General features: G+C 57.7%; 13 protein-coding genes and 2 pseudogenes. 10 read left to right on the top strand and 5 right to left on the bottom strand.

Going from position 1 to position 17583, the window contains the following annotated elements; translation table 11 throughout:
- Both MF6396_RS26895 and istA read right to left on the bottom strand, forming a co-directional pair.
- Positions 1–274 (bottom strand): ATP-binding protein (locus MF6396_RS26895; protein ID WP_238596487.1); only part of this gene is annotated, 274 nt, incomplete at its 3' end.
- Positions 267–1766: an IS21-like element ISPst3 family transposase gene (gene istA, locus MF6396_RS26890; RefSeq protein WP_102063841.1), complete on the bottom strand. Its 1500-nt coding sequence runs from the start codon at positions 1764–1766 to the stop codon at positions 267–269. The genes istA and MF6396_RS26895, both read right to left, overlap by 8 nt.
- 117 nt (positions 1767–1883) lie before the next feature.
- On the opposite strand from istA, the pseudogene MF6396_RS26885 reads away from it, so the two are divergent.
- Positions 1884–2780: pseudogene (locus tag MF6396_RS26885) on the top strand (DEAD/DEAH box helicase); the annotation flags it as partial.
- Positions 2781–3143: 363 nt separating this feature from the next.
- On the opposite strand, the gene MF6396_RS26880 reads toward MF6396_RS26885, so the two are convergent.
- Together MF6396_RS26880 and MF6396_RS26875 are read right to left on the bottom strand one after the other, a co-directional pair.
- Positions 3144–4073, bottom strand: coding sequence for a carbon-nitrogen hydrolase family protein (locus tag MF6396_RS26880; RefSeq protein ID WP_003464945.1), 930 nt, complete (start codon positions 4071–4073; stop codon positions 3144–3146).
- A 26-nt stretch (positions 4074–4099) separates the two neighbouring features.
- Positions 4100–5422: an MFS transporter gene (locus MF6396_RS26875; protein ID WP_078481943.1), complete on the bottom strand. Its 1323-nt coding sequence runs from the start codon at positions 5420–5422 to the stop codon at positions 4100–4102.
- Positions 5423–5502: 80 nt separating this feature from the next.
- Between MF6396_RS26875 and MF6396_RS26870 the strand changes: the two genes are divergently transcribed.
- The 7 genes from MF6396_RS26870 (at position 5503) to MF6396_RS26835 (ending at position 16040) form a co-directional block, all read left to right on the top strand.
- Positions 5503–6429, top strand: coding sequence for a LysR family transcriptional regulator (locus MF6396_RS26870; RefSeq protein WP_003464940.1), 927 nt, complete (start codon positions 5503–5505; stop codon positions 6427–6429).
- A 290-nt stretch (positions 6430–6719) separates the two neighbouring features.
- Entirely contained in the window at positions 6720–7922 is a 1203-nt protein-coding gene (locus MF6396_RS26860; RefSeq protein ID WP_003464938.1) for an ISL3 family transposase, read from the top strand.
- 494 nt (positions 7923–8416) lie between these two features.
- Entirely contained in the window at positions 8417–9244 is an 828-nt protein-coding gene (locus tag MF6396_RS26855) for a heteromeric transposase endonuclease subunit TnsA (protein ID WP_017781026.1), read from the top strand.
- 13 nt (positions 9245–9257) lie between these two features.
- Positions 9258–11318: a Mu transposase C-terminal domain-containing protein gene (locus MF6396_RS26850; protein ID WP_078481945.1), complete on the top strand. Its 2061-nt coding sequence runs from the start codon at positions 9258–9260 to the stop codon at positions 11316–11318.
- Entirely contained in the window at positions 11311–12921 is a 1611-nt protein-coding gene (locus MF6396_RS26845; RefSeq protein ID WP_078481942.1) for an ATP-binding protein, read from the top strand. The genes MF6396_RS26850 and MF6396_RS26845 overlap by 8 nt, the downstream gene beginning before the upstream one ends.
- A gap of 1 nt (position 12922) precedes the next feature.
- The gene (locus MF6396_RS26840; RefSeq protein ID WP_017781029.1) at positions 12923–14425 is read left to right on the top strand and encodes a TnsD family Tn7-like transposition protein; all 1503 of its coding nucleotides are present in this window, start codon (positions 12923–12925) and stop codon (positions 14423–14425) included.
- Positions 14418–16040, top strand: a complete 1623-nt coding sequence (locus MF6396_RS26835) for a Tn7-like element transposition protein TnsE (RefSeq protein WP_023100510.1) — start codon at positions 14418–14420, stop codon at positions 16038–16040. The genes MF6396_RS26840 and MF6396_RS26835 overlap by 8 nt, the downstream gene beginning before the upstream one ends.
- Before the next feature lie 36 nt (positions 16041–16076).
- Here the strand turns inward: MF6396_RS26835 and MF6396_RS26830 are convergent, their stop codons facing one another.
- Positions 16077–16976, bottom strand: a complete 900-nt coding sequence (locus MF6396_RS26830; RefSeq protein ID WP_023100511.1) for a hypothetical protein — start codon at positions 16974–16976, stop codon at positions 16077–16079.
- 24 nt (positions 16977–17000) lie between these two features.
- Between MF6396_RS26830 and MF6396_RS29140 the strand changes: the two genes are divergently transcribed.
- On the top strand, positions 17001–17156 hold the full coding sequence (locus tag MF6396_RS29140) for a hypothetical protein (protein WP_187358557.1): 156 nt from the start codon (positions 17001–17003) through the stop codon (positions 17154–17156).
- A gap of 67 nt (positions 17157–17223) precedes the next feature.
- Positions 17224–17583: pseudogene (locus MF6396_RS26825) on the top strand (IS21 family transposase); the annotation flags it as partial.

The raw sequence follows: 17583 nt of genomic DNA, 5'->3' as shown, positions 1-17583 counted from the left end.
AGCTCAGATTGGCCAGTTCGCTGATCAAACGAGCGTCTGCGCTGGAGGCGCTGAAGTCGAAGCCGGCCAGGTCGCGGTGCATCGGCAGCTTGGCCATGTTCATCTGGTGGCTCACCGAGCGCATGGCGCGATCTGTGTGCTCTTGTTCCAGCAGGTGTTCGAGCAGCCACTTGGACGAGGCTGTGTTCGACTCACCCTGCGCAGTCAACTCCGCCAAGGCCGTGGCCATGCCGTGCAGGCGCAGCTCCTTGAGTTCCGCCATCAAATCACGCATGACCGATCGCCTCGGTCTGGCCACGCAGGCGGTCGTAGCGCGCCGTGTTAGCGACGGGGGCTTCCTTGAGCGACAAGTGGGTTTCGACGCTGGGTGGTGGTTCGGTCGCGGCCAGGCGCGCCACGACATTGAGGATGTGTTCGGCGCTCAGGCTGCCGCTTTCCAGTACCAGCTCAACAGCCACCAGCACCGCATCGAGCCCGGCGACCGGTACGGCAGCCAGAACTTGCGCCATGATCCGGTCACCGCCGGCATGACGCCCCAGACCGTGCTTAAGCTGACGCAGCGGCGCTGGCAGATCAGTAAAGGGCGCGCCGTTGCGCAGCGCACCGGGCTTGCGCTCAATCAGCGGGAGGTAGTGCTGCCAGTCATAGCTGACCTGGTCGCGATCCAGCAAGCGCGCATGGCTGGCTATCAGCGCATCATCGGCCACCACCTCGATGCGGGTCGGATACAAACGGCTGCTGACCCACTTACCCGCGTACTCACACGGCACCGAGTAGCGGTTGCGCCCGACGCTGACCAGGCAGGTGCTGGAGACCCGCGCAGGCCGCTCGACGTAACCGTCGAATGGCGCTGGCACAGGCATCAGTTCAGCGCGCTCCAACTCCAGCACTTCGGCCACACTCAGACCGCTGTATTGAGGGTGCGTCAGCTCGTTCCAAAGCGCGCGGCAGCGCTGGCCCAGCCAGGCATTGAGTTCCTCGAAGGAGTGAAAATGACAGTCCTGGGCGTCTAGCCAGATGCGCCTACGGCTGTCTTGCACGTTCTTTTCAACGATGCCCTTTTCCCAACCAGCGGCGACGTTGCAGAAGTCCGGATCGAACAGGTAATGCGCGCACATCACCGCAAAGCGTGCATTCACCGTCCGGCCTTTGCCCTTATTGACCTTGTCGACGGCCGTCTTCATGTTGTCGTAGATGCCCCGGCGCGGCACGCCGCCCAAGGCGCCGAACGAGCGTGTATGGGCGTCAAATAACATCTCATGGCCCTGGCTCGGATACGCCACAAGCCAGAACGCACGGCTGGCACACAGCTTCAGATGTGCCACCTGCATACGCCGGTAAATGCCGCCGACCAGCAAGCCTTCCTCGCTCCAGTCAAACTGAAACGCCTCGCCAAGAGCAAAGGTCAGCGGCACAAAGGCCTGCGACGCCTTGCCCTGTCCCCCTCGCCAGGCACGGATAAACGCGGTGAGCTGGCTGTAGCCACCGTCATAACCATCGGCTTTGATTTGCGCCAACAGCGCCTTGGCACTGCGCCGCTGTTGCTTGGGGCGCAGCGAATCGGCTTTTAGCGCCTGCTCTAGCGTGGCGTGAAAAGGGCTGAGTTTGTTAAAGATCGCGCGGCGTTGGTACACCGGCTGCTTGGCCTCAGGTGCTCTGACCCACTTGCGAATCGTGTTGCGCGCCAGCCCGGTGCGCTTGGCTATCTCATGCAGCGACAGCTTGTCGCGGAAATACATCCGCCGAATTTTGCCCATCATTTCCATACTGATCACCCTGTGTTCTCCTGCTCAAAAATTGAGCAGAAGCAGTTGAACACCTGGGTCAGTTTTCAGTCGGCAGAACAGCCTCTACTGGGTCAGTTTTCGGTCAGCGGCAACACCCTGGCCCGCTACTCGTCCCCCGAGGGACACCTGATCTGCGACTACCGCTATGGCCTGAGGGAGGCCATTGCCGACGGGGTGTGCCGCGCGCCCCGCATCGTCCTTCTCGATAACCAGAAGGTGAAGCTAACTGAAGAACTGGAGACCGAGAGCACCGTCAGGCTGTTCCCCAGCATCGCCAAGCTGCTTGGTGAATCCCCCGTCACCTTCGAAGAGCTGTTGCGCCATGACGAGGTGATCGACCAACTGCTCGGCCTGGGATGCGCCAAGCTGGATGAGCTTCGCCAGATCAAGCCGGATGCAGCCGGCCTGGTGGTCGCCACCGATATTGAGCACGCCCAGCAGATTGTCCAGGCTCTGGAAGCCAGCGGGGAAGGTTGCCGCGTAGTGACCAACCGGACTCCGAATGCCCAACAGGTGATCAATGCGTTCAGGCACAGTGATTGCCGCTGGATCGTCGCTGTTGGGATGATCAGCGAGGGTACGGATATCCCCCGCCTGCAGGTGTGCTGCTACCTCAGCCGCATCCGTACTGAGCTGCACTACCGGCAAGTCCTGGGGCGCGTGCTGCGGCGGATGGGCGAGTCCGATGATCAGGCTTGGCTGTTCATGCTGGCGGAGCCAACATTGCGGCGCTTTGCGGAGCGCATTGCGGATGATCTGCCGGATGACCTGGCAGTGCTGAGCCGGGTGAAGATGCCCGCTGCCTCTTCTGGTTCGATGGCTGGTGGGATGGGGGCTACCTGCGATATCGATGGCTGCGGTGGAGGCGAGGCCGGGCAAAGTCTTGGTGCAGGTTTGGCGGGTGCCTACTCGCTGGGGGATTTTGCTGCTGAGCCGAGCTATCAGGTCAGTTTTTCTCAGCACTATCGGCAGTTGTTGTTGGCTTGCCTCTGATGGTCGGTAAGCAGTTAGCCCCAACTAGGGTGAGGCTGCCCGAAGTCTGACCGAGCCAACACAGGCCAGTCACCAGCCTTTCACCAATTCCGCGCCGAGCGGCCCAATGCGCTCTCGGGGCGTTCAGCTATTCGCGAAAGGCATCTCTTGGCCGATAGCTGGTCCGCTTTGTGCCACAAGCGGACGTTAAGTCGGTGAGTTATCTGTCTTGGCAAATCGGTTTGGGCCTAAGCCCTCGCTACACAGGAAATGGCGGCAACAACCTGGCCAGCAATAAAAAGCCGCCTTGCGGCGGCTCTATCCCTAAAGCAGTCATGCCCAAACTGGACGGTCAAAGGGAGGATTTCACTAAACAGGCTCTACTTATCGCTCCAGGGTTACCGGGGCCTGCGGGGCAATGTTCACCTTGAGTTCAAAGATGTCCGGCCGGGCATAATGGCCGACGACATCAAAGTCCAAGTTGGCTTGGCTAAGCAGATCCATATTGAGGTCTGCATAGATTTCTGTCTCGCAGTCGAACACCGGCCCTGCCAGTACTTCTCCGAGCGGACTTACAACCATGCTGCCCCCTCGCATCACGTAATCGTCCTCGTTGAACTCCAGGCCGAATGCATCGCGGTGCTGTTGTGGGTATTCACCAAGACGGATTGCCTGGCAGGCTGACAACACATAAACACGCCCTTCAAGAGCAATGTGCACCATGGAGCTGGCCCAGGACGGACGGTCATCTGCTGTCGGGGCGCAGTAGATCTGAACACCCTGGGCATACATGGCCTGGCGTAGTGCTGGCATGTAGTTCTCCCAGCAAATCACGCTCCCCAGGACGCCAAAATCAGTTTCTACAGGCTCGATTGTCGAGCCATCACCGAAGCCCCAAATTAGTCGTTCCTGGCCGGTGGGCATCAGCTTGCGGTGGTAACCGGCAATACCCCGGCCTGGGGCGATGGTGACCGCGGTGCAGTAAAGGGTGCGACCGAAGCGCTCGATTACACCAATCACAGTGGTAACCCCTGTGTGCTCGACACTTTCAGCAAGCAATGCCAGTTCCGGCCCATCCAGCGTCACAGCCCCATCGACATAGCGTTGGTACAGCTCACGCCCGCTGATGCTGCGATTACCCACTACGCTACCGAAAGCTATCCCCTTGGGATATCCGCCAATGAACGCTTCAGGGAATACGGCCAGCCTTGCACCTTGATCTGCTACGCGCCGCAGAATTGTGGAAGCCTTTTCAACGCTGGCTGCAGGATCATAAGGAACAGAGGCGGCCTGGATGACTGCAATTTTGGTCATGAAAAACTCCTGAGGGCAGTAAGAACCTAGAAACGTGTGATGTCGTTGTCGCGGGTTTCCGGCAAGGTCTTCCACAGCACGATGAGGCATGCCAGCGAGACGGCTGCTAGATAGGCGGCAGGGATGTTCGCGTCGCCAGTCTGGCTAATCAGGGCGGCGGCAATGAAGGGGCCTGGGCCTGCGAGTGTCGCCAGGGCCAGGTTGTGACCGAGCGCTGCTCCCGTGGAGCGGATGGACGCTGGAAAGACTTCAACCAGCAGCACCACATCCATCACCGCAGTTACAGCCACAAGTAGTCCCAGAACGATCAATCCTGCGAGGATTGCCACTGGGTTGCCGGTGTTGAGCAGCAGGAAGATTGGATAGGCCAGTACAGAGAGTGCGGCAGCAGCACTGAGCAGCAGCTTGCGTCGCCCGATGCTGTCGCTGAGCCGGCCGATCAGTGGATTGGCAATGACATAGACAACCAGCGCGATGCTGCACAGCCATAGTGCATTGCTTCGTGGTAGCCCAACGGTAGTGACCAGGTGGTTATTGGCGTAGGTGATGAAGTAGTAGAGCGAGACGCCGAACAGCGCTGAGAAGGCGAAAGTAGTGATGAAGGCGCGACGGTGTACAGACTTGCTCGGTGCTTCGAACTGTTGTGAATCGCGTTGACGTACCAGCTCTTCATACACGGGGGTATCACCCAGCTTCCGGCGGATGAAGATGGCGATACCGGTCATCACGATGGAGGCAACGAATGGGATCCGCCAGCCCCAGGACGCCAGTTGCTGGTCATCGAGTGTTGAGGTGAGGCTCGCGGCGGTGAACGTACCAAACAAGAAGGCCAAGCCAGCCGTTCCAGTGATAACGCTGGCTGCCGTCGCGCGGCGGTTGGACGGAGCACTCTCTACGATGTAGATACCTGCGCTAGACCATTCGCCCCCTACCATCATGCCTTGCACGAAACGCATGACGATCAGCAAGACAGGTGCAGCGATACCGATTGCCTCATAGGTGGGCAAAAGTCCGATGATCGTGGTGCACACACCCATACCGAAGACAGTGATGATAAGCACCGCGCGGCGACCGAGGCGGTCACCGATGGGCCCCAGAATCAATGCTCCAAATGGTCGCGATACGAAGCCTACGGCGAACACTGCCAGCGACGACAGCAGCGATACACCTGGGGCGCTAGAGGGGAAGAACAACATACCGATCACGGCAGCGAAGTAGCCGTAGATGGCGAAGTCGAACCACTCCATGAAGTTGCCGATACCCACCGCGATTGCACGCTTGCGAATGTCTGACTGCTCACCCTTGGTATGGATACTGCCTGGATTTACTTTTTTATTAATTGCGTCCACGGTGCTCCCCAGCTTTTCTTAGGTGTGTATGGGCAGCAGACTATGAATCCTCTCGGCCGCAGAGCAAACGATTAGAAAATATGAGCCGGATTAGTGTACGTAATATCTCGAGAATTGATCTGAACCTGCTGCTGACGTTCCACTGCCTGATGACCGAGCGCAGTGCCACCCGAGCCTCGGCCATGCTGCATGTGACCCAGGGGGCAGTTAGCTCGGCGTTGCGTCGTTTGCGTGAGCATTTCGGAGATGAGCTCTTTATCCGCACCGCTTCCGGAATGCAGCCAACCCGTAGGGCGATGGAGCTGGCGCCGAAGATCGCCGAGGCCCTTACGTCTATCTCAGGCGTGCTTGGGGCAGAGCCGGATTTCTCCGCACACGACTCGAGCTACATTTTCAACATCGGTCTGTCCGATGATATTGAGGCCTATCTCGCTCCGCGGATCGTTAACGCCGCAGCGGATCAGGGGCTGGGAGTGAGCTTTTCGTTCCATCAGAGCAACAGCTCACTGTGGAAACAGTCGCTACAAGATCCGGACATGGATCTAGTGATTTGCAGCGAGCCGAAAGACTTCAGCAGCGGGTATTCATCCAAGGTGCTGTTTTCCTCGTCATACTCCTGCTTGTACCTGCCTGGCGCAGACAACGCAGGCACACCTATCGGCCTGGAGGAGTACTTCGAGGCAAGCCATGTGCGAGTTTCCTATGACGGCCGCCGCGGCTTTATCGACGACATGTTCGAAGCGGCGGGCTATTCGAGGCGTGTTATAGCCTCATTCACCCACTTCAGTGGCGCGCTCACCACGTTGATCAGCAGCGGCGCGATAGCCACAATTCCCACGTTCGCCGCCGAGAGCTATTCGGCCATGACTCGGCTAAGTATTTGTCCGGCGCCGATTCCGGTTCCATCATTTCGATGCTTCATGGTTTGGGACATTGCCAAGAACAGTAAGCCTCAGCACGAATGGCTGCGGCTATTCATCGGGCAGCTGACACAGAAGCTTGCTTAGACTTGGTCGCAGGTAGCCAGGAGTTACGGGAAAAAGGGGGCGGATTTATTGGAATCATCGACCGCTTCTGACCGATTTGTGCCGGTCGTCAAGGACCGCTTCGGATCACTCTCAACCGGATCGCGGGCCAGCTGATTTGCTAAAAACCCGCGCCAAACTCAACGAAGGATTTCGCATGATCCGTTTTTTTTGGTTCTTCGCGGAGTCTGGGGGAAGAGCGAGTTGACAGTCAGGGAAGCAGGTAAATTGGCAGTCGCCAAACACACCCTTCACCTGTCCCTGCTGTCGCCGTGCATCCTATTGATCTTGCCGCTTTCTGGCCAGGCTACGACGCCGTTACCTGTCGCCCATCTACCGATAACACCCTCCTCATTGAGCTTGAACCTCAAGCCGGCTCTCTTCCTAAGTGCGGGCGTTGTGGCCAGTTCAGCCCGTTGATTCACGATCGCCGGATTCGTCTGGTGCGTGATCGTGATCTGTTCGATCAGCGCGTCCTGCTTCAACTACCAGTGCGCCGAGTCGATTGCCTGAGTTGTGGGCGGGTGACCGAGCGGATCGACTGGTTGGAGCCAGCATCTCGGCTGACCCAGCGGTTACGGATATGGCTCGAAAGCTTGCTGCGGCTGCTGCCGATCAGCCACGTCAGCCAGCTCACCGGCCTGCATTGGCACACCCTCAAAACGCTCGATAAACGACGCCTTCAAGCCGAGGTAGGCAACTTCGATTCAACCGGTGTCCGCCGCCTGGTGATGGACGAGTTCGCCCTGCACAAAGGGCATCGCTATGCCACGGTCATCATGGATGCCGAGCGAACGCGGGTATTGTGGGTCGGCCACGGCAACAGCCGCGAGGCGGTCCGCCCGTTCTTTGAATTGCTCGGCAAGCACTGCCAGCAGATAGAGGCGGTGGCCATGGACATGAACACGGCTTTTGATTTGGAGGTGAAGAAGCATTGCCCGCAAGCCGAAGTGGTGTACGACCTGTTTCACGTCGTCGCGCGCTACGGTCGGGATGTGATCGACCGTATCCGGGTTGACCAGGCCAACCTCCTGCGCGAAGACAAGCCGGCACGAAAGGCGGTCAAGCAAAGCCGCTGGCTGCTGCTGCGCAATCGCAACAACCTGAAGGACGGACAAGCCGTGCAGCTTCAAGAACTACTCGCGGCCAACCAGCCGCTGGCTACGGTCTATGTCCTCAAGGATGCGCTGAAGGATGTCTGGTTCGCCCCCAGCGTACGAGAGGGCTGGCGCCGCTGGCGAACCTGGTTGCGGCACGCCCGGGACAGCGGCCTCGCGCCGCTACAGCGCTTCGCTCGCAACCTGCGCAAATACGCCCGAGGCATCCTCGCCAGTGCCAACTTCCATATGCATACCAGCGTCCTTGAGGGCGTCAACAACCGCATCAAGGTGATCAAGCGTATGGCCTATGGTTTTCGGGACTCGGAATACTTTTTCCTGAAAATCAAGGCTGCCTTCCCCGGGAAAGCGCGATGAACCTTTTTTTCGGCGATCACGCTCGGCCTGATGGTTGGCTGCTCGTCGAGTTCAAGTGCGATCTGATCAGTGAGCGGTAGCGCAAGTGGATCGCCTCAGCCAAGCAGCGTTGTTGCCGGCGGCCGGAAGAAAGCGGCGGGAAAGCCTTGAACTAGTAGCGGAAAGGATGAAACTTTATTTTTACGATTCTCAGCATTTTCCAAGGTTGAGCGAAAATTAGGATGATACTTTAATGATTCCGGCCTCCATCCCCACAAAACGCTTGCAGATGGCAGAATTGAAATAAGTCATTGTTTTAAATGGATTTTTGCAGGAATTGCTACGTTGCAGGGTCCTGTAGTTAGGATGACACTTTATTTTCCTCCCACATGCGCTGTGGGATGCAAATAAAGTTTCATCCGTACAAATAAAGTATCATCCTTACAAATAAAGTTTCATCCTAAGCCTGTATCCGCTATGTTGAGGTCATCGACACGGTGGATGCAGGCTTTTTCATGTCTGGAACATTCAAGGGCCTGACCCAGGCACAGATTGATAGAAGGCTCAAGGAGGGGCGTGGCCAAGGCCAGGGACGGGACTACAAGCCGTTCATCTACACCAGGGATGTGTCCTCGTTGGGGCGCTCCCACCGCCTGCCTGGCAGCAAGACCCGGCGTCTGCACCATCTTTTATCCGATCTTGAACTGGCCATTTTCCTGACCTTGGATCGGTCTCCCCAGGTCACTGATATCCGTGAGCAGTTCCCGATGCGGGCCGAAGATACGGTGCGCATCGCCGAGGAACTTGGCCTTGCTCACGGTCGCTACAAAGGAATCCCTCAGGTTCTGACCAGCGATTTCCTGGTGGATTTTGATGACCCCCAGCGCCCATCCGTCGCGATCCAGGCCAAGTACAGTGCCGATCTGCAGAAGCCGGAAGTCATCGAGAGACTTGAACTTGAAAGGCGCTACTGGCAGGAAAAAGGGATTCCCTGGTTCATCATCACGGAGCGCGAGGTATCCAGAGAGGCATTTGCCAATATCCAATGGCTCTATCCGGCCCATGCTGAAGACGACATTGCACAGGATGATCTCGCACACTATCAGCAGCTGTTTTTGCTCGAGTTTCAGCGTCACCCAGACCGGAAGCTGACCGCCATTGCCCAGGAAATGGATACTTCCGGCCAACTGGAGGCTGGTCAAGCACTCTATTGGCTACGCCAGCTGCTGGCTCGGCACTGGTTTCTCTTCGATCTTGACACCCCTTACCGCGTGCTGAAGCCGAAGGATCTAGCTGCCAACCCTCATCAGATTCATCAGGAGCTGATCAGTGTTGTCCGTTAATCAGGTGTTCCGTATGGGAGAGCTCCGAAAGCGCCTGCTCTGGTCCGGTACCGAGCAGGCTGTCTGGATTGATATCGATTTGGACACGGCGCTGCCCGAATCGATATCGGTTGCAGAGCTGGAGCGTCTGATTATTGAGGGTGAGCTGGAGAGCATTGGCGATCCCTTCGAGGAGACGGTCCTTCGGGAGGTGGAGGCAGGCTCCCCTGACCAGCTGAAACGTGATGAGGCGTGGGCGATGCTGGCGGATTATATGCACGATCCCCAGCTTTTCGTGCGGCGCCCCAGAGGGCTCATTGTCGGAAGCATCATGCAACGCCATGGTGTCACCAAACAGACGGTGTACAGATTACTGAGGCGCTACTGGCAACGAGGCATGTGTAGGAACGCCCTCTTGCCGGACTATGTCAACTCGGGTGCCCGTGGCAAGCGCCGAAGGCCGAACAGAGCCAAGCTGGGCAGGCCAAGAGTGGTGATGGCGGGGAAAGGGCGTAATGTCACGCCGGATATCGAGCGCATTTTTCGCCGGGTCATCGAGGAACGCTTGCTCAAGGAAAAACATCCGTCCATTCCTGATGCCTACGCCTCCGGGCTGAACCTGCTCCGTGCTGTTCAGCCGGAGCTGCCGACCTCCGAACTGCCTACATTGGGGCAGTTCCGGTACTTCTATGGGCGCGAATATCATTTCACCGACACCTTGCCGCGCAGGATGTCCGCAGTGGACTTTGCCAAGGACTTCCGGCCGCTCAACAGCACATCGACGACTGAGACCCTGGGTCCAGGATACCGTTACCAAATAGATGCCACCATCGCAGATATTTATCTGGTTTCAGAGCATGACCGCAGCCTTATCGTCGGCAGGCCTGTCGTTTACATGGTGCTCGACGTGTTCAGCCGCATGGTCGTTGGTATGTACGTCGGATTCGAGGGGCCCTCCTGGGTCAGTGCCATGGTGGCATTGGCCAACACGGTCGCCGACAAGGTCGAGTATTGTCGCCAGTATGGTTTGGAGATCGATGCCAGCGATTGGCCGGTCAAGGGTTTGCCGGATGTGATACTGGCCGATAAGGGCGAACTGAACGGCACCAAGGTTGAGGCATTTTCCCAAGCCTTCGGCGTCCGCATCGAGAACGCACCGGCCAGGCGAGGTGATGCCAAGGGCATCGTCGAGCGCTATTTTCGAACGGTGCAGGAGCGTTTCAAGCCTTACGCCAGCGGTGTGGTCGAGGACACTACCAGCCGGAAGCGAGGTGGCCACGACTACAGGCTTGATGCCAGTCTGACCTTGCCCGAATTCACGAAAATCATCATTGCCGGCATCCTCCACCACAACAATTTCCACACCCTGAGCAAATACGACAGGGCTGCGGGAATGCCGGGCGATCTGCCGGCGATTCCAGTCATGCTGTGGAACTGGGGCTTGGCCAGCTTGACCGGTCGGTTGCGCACTGCGCCGGAGGAACTGGTGTGGATCAATCTCTTGCCCCATGAGTCGGCCACGGTTTCGGAGCTGGGAATCAGGCTATTCGGCTGCTTCTACAGTTGCCCGGAAGCAATCAGGGAGGGTTGGTTTCACCGAGGCCAGGGGCGTCGGCCGACAGGGGTAACGGTCGCATACGACCCGCGTAGTGCGGACCATATCTACTTGCGGCCGTCCAATAGTCTCAAGGATTACTGGGTTTGCGATCTTGCCGACCGTAGTCGACGTTTCAGGGGGATGACCTTCTGGGATGTCTGGATACTGTCCAGAGAGGAACGGCGGAGCGATGTCAATGCGGCGTCAAAAGCCTTGGCGGAAAGAGGCAAGCTTCTGGAGCAGATCGAGTCGATTGTTGCCCAGGCAGAGAACGCCAGTCCGCTCAAAACTGGCATTAGCAAGAAAGATCTGGGCACCCAGATCCGCGAGAACAAGCAGCAGGAAAAGCGCCAGGAGCGCCTGAAAACAGCATTTAAACCTGAGAAAGCACAGCGGGCGAAACCCGCGGAGGTGATCCCACTGCGGGGCGAGAAGCAGGAAGATTATGCCTTTCCGGATCTCAGTGACCTGATATTCAAGGAGGAAGAAGATGACTGAAGAATTACAGCGCGGAGTGATTCCCCTGGCGCGTTATCATGAGCAGCAGCTTCCCGAGTATCAGGACAATCCACTCATCAGTGCATTACCTCCGATTCCTGATCTGCAGGAAGTGGTCGGCCTGATGCAGCAACTTCCCAGTTTCGAGCCGCAGGAGGCGCTTCTGGATGGTCGGCTCCGGGCTCATGCCATTGCCCGTCTGTTGCACGGCTTCTTACAGCCACTCAGCCACCACTTGGAGCTGGAGAGCAAGATCAGCCTGATGATCCGTCAGGGCTACATCGGTCGGAACCCGGCCAGCGGTGCCTGGTATGCACACCTGCAGAATGGCTATCGCCGGGTGGAGGAGGAGGATCTTGATGCGGCGGTGTACCAGAGTGTTACCTCCACAGCCAACAGTTTGTCGCTGTTCGGCTGCTCCGGTTGCGGCAAGACGCGCACGCTGGAGCGGATTCTGGGTATGTACCCCCAGGCTCTCCATCACCCCGATTACAACATCACTCAATTGGTCTATCTGAAGGTCGACTGCCCCATTGACGGTGACCTGGATGAGCTGTGCCTCAGCTTCTTCAACGAGGTAGACAAGATCCTGGGCACCCACTACAGCCGTAGCCACGGACGCAAGAAGCTGGGTACCAAACGTTTGATGGCATCCATGTGCCAGGTGGCCAACCTGCACGCACTCGGAGTGCTGATCATCGATGAAGTTCAGAACCTCAACGAGGCACGCTCCGGTGGTGCCGAAAAAATGCACAATTTTTTCGTGTCGTTGGTGAATACCATTGGCGTTCCGATCATTCAGGTCGGTACTCACCGGGCCAGCAAGTTCTTCCAGCGCACCTTCCGGGCAGCGCGTCGGGTCTCCGGGCTGGGCAGTATTCGCTGGGACAGGTTGCCTCGGGACGAGCACTGGAAGCGCCTGTTGAAGCGACTCTGGAAGTACCAGTGGCTACGAAATGCGGCGCCGCTGGACGATGAGTTGGAATCGACCATGTACGACCTCACACAAGGGGTCATGGACATCGTCATCAAGTTGTTCGCGCTGGCGCAGATCAGGGCAATAGTGACAGGCGTCGAGTGCATCAAGCCGCTGTTGCTGCGCAGGGTTTTCGAGGACGAGTTCAAACCGGTCCACCCGATGCTGGCGGCTTTGCGAAGTGGCAGGCCCGAACTGATCGCTAAATATGACGATCTGCTGATGCCGGAGATCGAGGGACGTTTGCTGACCCTGAGTCGCTCTCTGGATAACCTCCCCCAACCGAAAGCGCCGGCACTTCCGGCAGACGACAAGGCCAAGCGGCTGGCTTCACTGCTCGAAGAGATGGAAATCCCGAGGGATATTGCCATTCCCATAGCCGATGAATTGGTGGTTGAGTATCCGGATATCCCCCTGGCGGCCCTGATTCATAAGGCCACAGCTTACCTCGCACAGGACGTTCCCAAGAGGCCCAGCGTTTCCCGAGTTAAGCGGACGGAGTGGCGATGTCTATCCGAAGAGGATCTGCGTCGACGTTATGCCGATGGGCCTGAAAGTGAGGCCTACGACAGGTTCAAGCAGGCTGGTCTGATCCTCGATATGCGGCCTCTGCTGAGAGCGAGCTAACGTGTACTTTCCCAGGCTCTATCCGGACGAGCTGCTCTACAGCGGCATTGCTCGCTGCCGGGTCCATCTGGGGATCAGCAATCACAAAACTCTGCTTCATATGGCGTTCGGTGACAGCAAGGTCGCCGCCATCACCGACCTGCCCACGCACTTGGCCGCTCTGGCGAACAACACTGGGCTGGATACGGCGAACGTGATCATGCATCACACGCTGTTTCCGCTCTATGCCCCCTTCATTCCAGCGAAGCGGCGTAACGATCTGTTCCAGGCCATGCTTGCTTCTGACCGGTCGACCATCGGTCTGGCTGGGTCTTCGGCGGCTTTGGTCAAGTGGCCCGACTGGCTGCGTTACTGCCCTGTCTGTTTTGAGGAAATGGCTGCCCGTTTCGGTGAGACTTATTGGCGGCGAAGCTGGCAGATTAAAGGGGTAGATGCCTGTCCCGAGCATGGCTGTCAGCTCCTGAACTCACCTATCCCGTTCCGTCGAGCGCAGCGGCATGAATTTCATCCGGCCTCGCCATTGTTTCTGCCCTGTGACTCTCGCACGAGCCCGGCGAGCGAAGAAGCTATCAGGCTCGCCAAGACTGCCACGCAACTGCTGGCGCTTGAAGAGGCGCAATCGCCTGGCTACGGTCGCTGGACCAACCTGTACAGGTACCTGGCCACAGAGTGCGGTGCCAGGCGTGGCCGGCAAGTTAGGGCTGAAGTCATATGGGAAAAGATCCTGGAATCTCACTGCAGGAATTGGCTTACTACGAATGGTCTGCTTTCCCACGAAGAGCCTCCGCCCTGGCTGCTGGCGATGTTCAGGAAGCATCGCAAGGGATTCAGTGCGCTGCAGCATCTGATCGTCTGGACTAGCCTGCGCCCGGGCCAGCATGCTGGCGAGCTGATCGGCGAGGCGAAGACACGCCAGGCCGACGTTTCTCCCGATCAGTTTGCCAGGCAACTTCCGGCAAGGGCAGGCCAAACACAGATGTACCGTACCCTTTGGCTGCAAGCACTGGATAATCACGGTGGAGCCAAGGCAGCTCGACAAAATGGCGGGGATGCGTGTTATGCCTGGCTCTATCGTCATGATCGGCACTGGCTGATGGCTGCGAACCAAGCCAGGCAGCGTCGACAGGGCAACAACAGCCACATCGATTGGCGAGCGCGCGACAGGAAGCTAGTACGTCTGCTGATCCGGCTTGGCAAAGACAGCGAAGATGACCTGACCTTGCCACGCAGGAGCCGCAACTGGTTCCTGCAGCAGCTACCCCATCGGGCATCAATTGAGCACCATCTCGATCAAATGCCTCTGTGCCGCACCTTCCTGAATCGCTATGCCGAGTCCGTCGGCGAGTTTCAGATTCGCCGCCTGACTGCAGCGATGCAGGAGGATATTCGGGTCGGCATATCATCCAGGCGCTGGGAGTTGGAAAAGCGTTGTGGGCTGGAAAAAAGCAGTATGGCACCGCTGACCACTGCGTTCATTCGATTGATAGGAAGATGGATTGAATAGGACCTTATTCCGTCAGATCCAGACCGGATCTAGGCTGTTGGCTATTGGAAACTTGTTCAGAGCCCCTACTCCTGGGGCGCAGTGGCGACTGGCGGCACTCTTCGAGGGTAATGGCCAGTCGCAATTGAAGCGGTTTCCACTGGAAATGTCCTGTGTCCTTGCGGTTGGTCGCGAGTTTCCTGGCGAAGAAGGGGCCCCTTACCGGTCCAGTGGTTTCAAGAAGGCGGTGGTGCTGCCTCCAATAGATAGCTGGCGGGAAAGGCAATTGGGTGACTGTCCAAGGCTCGCCAGAAGGCTGGCTGCAAATCCTGAGATATCTGGACAGCGATGCTTTGTGTTCGAGGTTGACGGTCTGACCGTCTGGTTACCGAAATTCGAGCTGGCACGCAAACTGTTCTTCCACGCAGCTTTCATAGTCCGTGCAGCCTTCGAGCCGAATGGTCTAGACATGGCTTTCACAATCTACAAAGAGGGCGATGCTGTTCATATCCATACGCCTACGAAGACGGGCGCGCCAAGTCAGCTTCTCAAAATTAAGGGATATAGGGACCACTTCAGTTGGCTGCTACTGAATCAGGATGTGAAGCGATCCTTCGAGTCAATCTGGCAAAGCCTCAACCAAGAGCAAGAGCGCACATCGCAAGAGTCGGCATATGCCAGGTGGAAGTTCGACTTCATGGCACCCATTTCCCTAGCGGGTACCACCATGAATATGCGAGGCCCTTTTGATCCGAAAAGCAACGAGTTGCTGGTCTGGGAAATCGAAGCGCTTCAAGGCCTCAGCTTCAGCCATCGAGGCGATATTTTTTTCCACCATCCTGCCCTGAAGCAACCAGTGAGGGGAGAGGGTACTGGCTGTGTATCCGTGCCATCGGGAGCTGAAGAGGTGGAAGTAGATGCTATCGAAGAGCCGACTGCTGCCAAGGAACCAAGGCTGATTCATCTACCCGTTGAGGGAATTACTTTTGATGCTCAGTTGAGCACCAGGATTGCCTACAACGGGGAGCGTGCCAGCGGTCATGGCAAGAAGATCGACGATGAGCAATGCCCGAGCAAAGAAGGCCAACTCTTAGGCGTGGCTGATCCTGTGAGCGGTGGCAGCATAGCGCCAGGGGAATTCCAGCAATTGGGCGAGGGTGATAGGGAGGAGCATGAGCGGTTTGCAAATCGCTTCTCGTTGCTCCGTGAGGTCATTGAACAGATCGCTCAGGAGCCTCGAATTACGCTGGTATCACTGGAGGTGAGACCATTGCCACCCGTTCCGCGCTGCAGCTATCACATGCTCGATCACGAAAAACCACGCTGTTATTTGCTGGCAAAATTCAAACTGCCAAACGGCAATCAGCGCTACCTTCTAGAAATAGACACCTCAGACAACCGCAAGACCATGTCAACACGGATCATGGGCTTCAAAGCAGGTGTTGAGGCCGAGAAATGCATCGACAGGATCTTGAGGCAGACAGTGAAAGGTTCGTTGCGCTGGCCGCACACTATGGCGAAGTTCTGTGAGCCTTTGCGCTCTGTACATCACCCGAAAGAAAGCTCATTCGGTGTCAATCATGCCAAGGTGTTCGAATGGAAGCAGCGTATACAAGCCTGTCTTAGTCGGGAGTAAAAGGCCGGTGGACCCGGCCTTGCGATGCGGGGGCTATTAGGTCACGTAAATGAAAATCTGGGTGCATTCATCACCGGTAGCTACAACCTTGCACTGGATGCGCTCCATGATTTCCTCTCCTAACTGACGCGCTGCGAAGTCGAACCTGAGCAGGTAGGACTTCTCGCTACGCTCGGCCTCCCAATATGAAAGTCCCTGATCGAGCTGGACGGTCAGCTGCCTTCCGGAGCGCAACTGCAGTTGCAGCTGACGGTAGTGCGGCAAAGATGGGAGGCTGAGCACCTCGCCTTCGAAGCCGCAGTACTCCAAAGCCTGACGGATAGCTTCATCGCGCTCCTGAGATGTCCGCCAGTCGTGCCAGCACTGCCAAGGTGAGCGGTTGTCATCTTTCTGGTACTGACGCCCCTGGATGCGGATGGCGAAGTCTCCATCGCTATGCCTGCCCAGCTCATGAATAACGTTGACCAGCAGATTTACGACTAGCGGGCTGCATACATAACGGTCGCTGTAGATCAGTTCGGTGATCGGATCCTTGCCTGTCAGGGCATCATCCAGCAGGCTGCCGGCGTCATGCCTGAGGTTCTCCCAGAAGCGGCGGGCAAAGCCATCGAGCGAACCATCCAGCTGATCGCTGATCTCGACCTTGACCAGACCGGGGCGCGTAGGAAGCATCAGATCGGGTGCGTTCAGCACGCGCTCTGCCGGCAGGACGGGGAGTGTGCCGCAGACGATCCGCACACCGGCCGCCGCCAGATCCCAGGTGCGCCCAGGTGCGCTCAGGTTCGCATTGTCGCTGGCCCAGGCGAGGCTTCCTTGTGGCCCCTGCAGGGTGATGTTCAGCCCGAGCATCCCGAGATCCGGCATGGCCTTGTGCAAGCAAATCTCGATCCCGTTGAAGGCCAGTTTTGCCAGCCAGTCCTTCTGGTCGCTGGGCAAGGCTGCGAAGGTGCTTTCCAGCAGGTGCAGCTGTACCTGATGATCGGCCGCTACCCAGTTCTGCAGCTGATGCCGCAGGCGGCGGGCAATGGCCAGATCCCAGTCCGCGGCAGGTGCCGGCAGGTAGACGGCAATGGTCTTCGCGCTGTCGTCGCGGTGTTGCCGCTGACCGAAAACTGACCCAGGTGTTCAACTGCTTCTGCTCAATTTTTGAGCAGGAGAACACAGGGTGATCAGTATGGAAATGATGGGCAAAATTCGCCGGATGTATTTCCGCGACAAGCTGTCGCTGCATGAGATAGCCAAGCGCACCGGGTTGGCGCGCAACACGATTCGCAAGTGGGTCAGAGCACCTGAGGCCAAGCCGCCGGTCTACCAACGCCGCGCGATCTTCAACAAACTCAGCCCTTTTCACGCCACGCTGGAGCAGGCGCTAAAAGCCGATTCGCTGCGGCCCAAGCAACAGCGGCGCAGTGCCAAGGCGCTGTTGGCGCAAATCAAAGCCGAAGGTTATGACGGCGGCTACAGCCAGCTCACCGCGTTTATCCGTGCCTGGCGAGGGGGACAGGGCAAGGCGTCGCAGGCCTTTGTGCCGCTGACCTTTGCT

This window comes from Pseudomonas sp. MF6396, assembly GCF_002018915.1.
Taxonomy (GTDB): Bacteria; Pseudomonadota; Gammaproteobacteria; order Pseudomonadales; family Pseudomonadaceae; genus Aquipseudomonas; species Aquipseudomonas palmensis.
The sequence above is the reverse complement of the archived record's forward strand: the minus strand, read 5'-3'. Positions and strand labels throughout refer to the sequence as shown.

Excerpts from the sequence above, each read along its gene's own strand:
- istA (WP_102063841.1), bottom strand. The coding sequence starts at position 1,766 with ATGGAAATGATGGGCAAAATTCGGCGGATGTATTTCCGCGACAAGCTG.
- MF6396_RS26880 (WP_003464945.1), bottom strand. The coding sequence starts at position 4,073 with ATGACCAAAATTGCAGTCATCCAGGCCGCCTCTGTTCCTTATGATCCT.
- MF6396_RS26870 (WP_003464940.1), top strand. The coding sequence starts at position 5,503 with ATGAGCCGGATTAGTGTACGTAATATCTCGAGAATTGATCTGAACCTG.
- MF6396_RS26855 (WP_017781026.1), top strand. The coding sequence starts at position 8,417 with ATGTCTGGAACATTCAAGGGCCTGACCCAGGCACAGATTGATAGAAGG.
- MF6396_RS26850 (WP_078481945.1), top strand. The coding sequence starts at position 9,258 with ATGGGAGAGCTCCGAAAGCGCCTGCTCTGGTCCGGTACCGAGCAGGCT.
- MF6396_RS26845 (WP_078481942.1), top strand. The coding sequence starts at position 11,311 with ATGACTGAAGAATTACAGCGCGGAGTGATTCCCCTGGCGCGTTATCAT.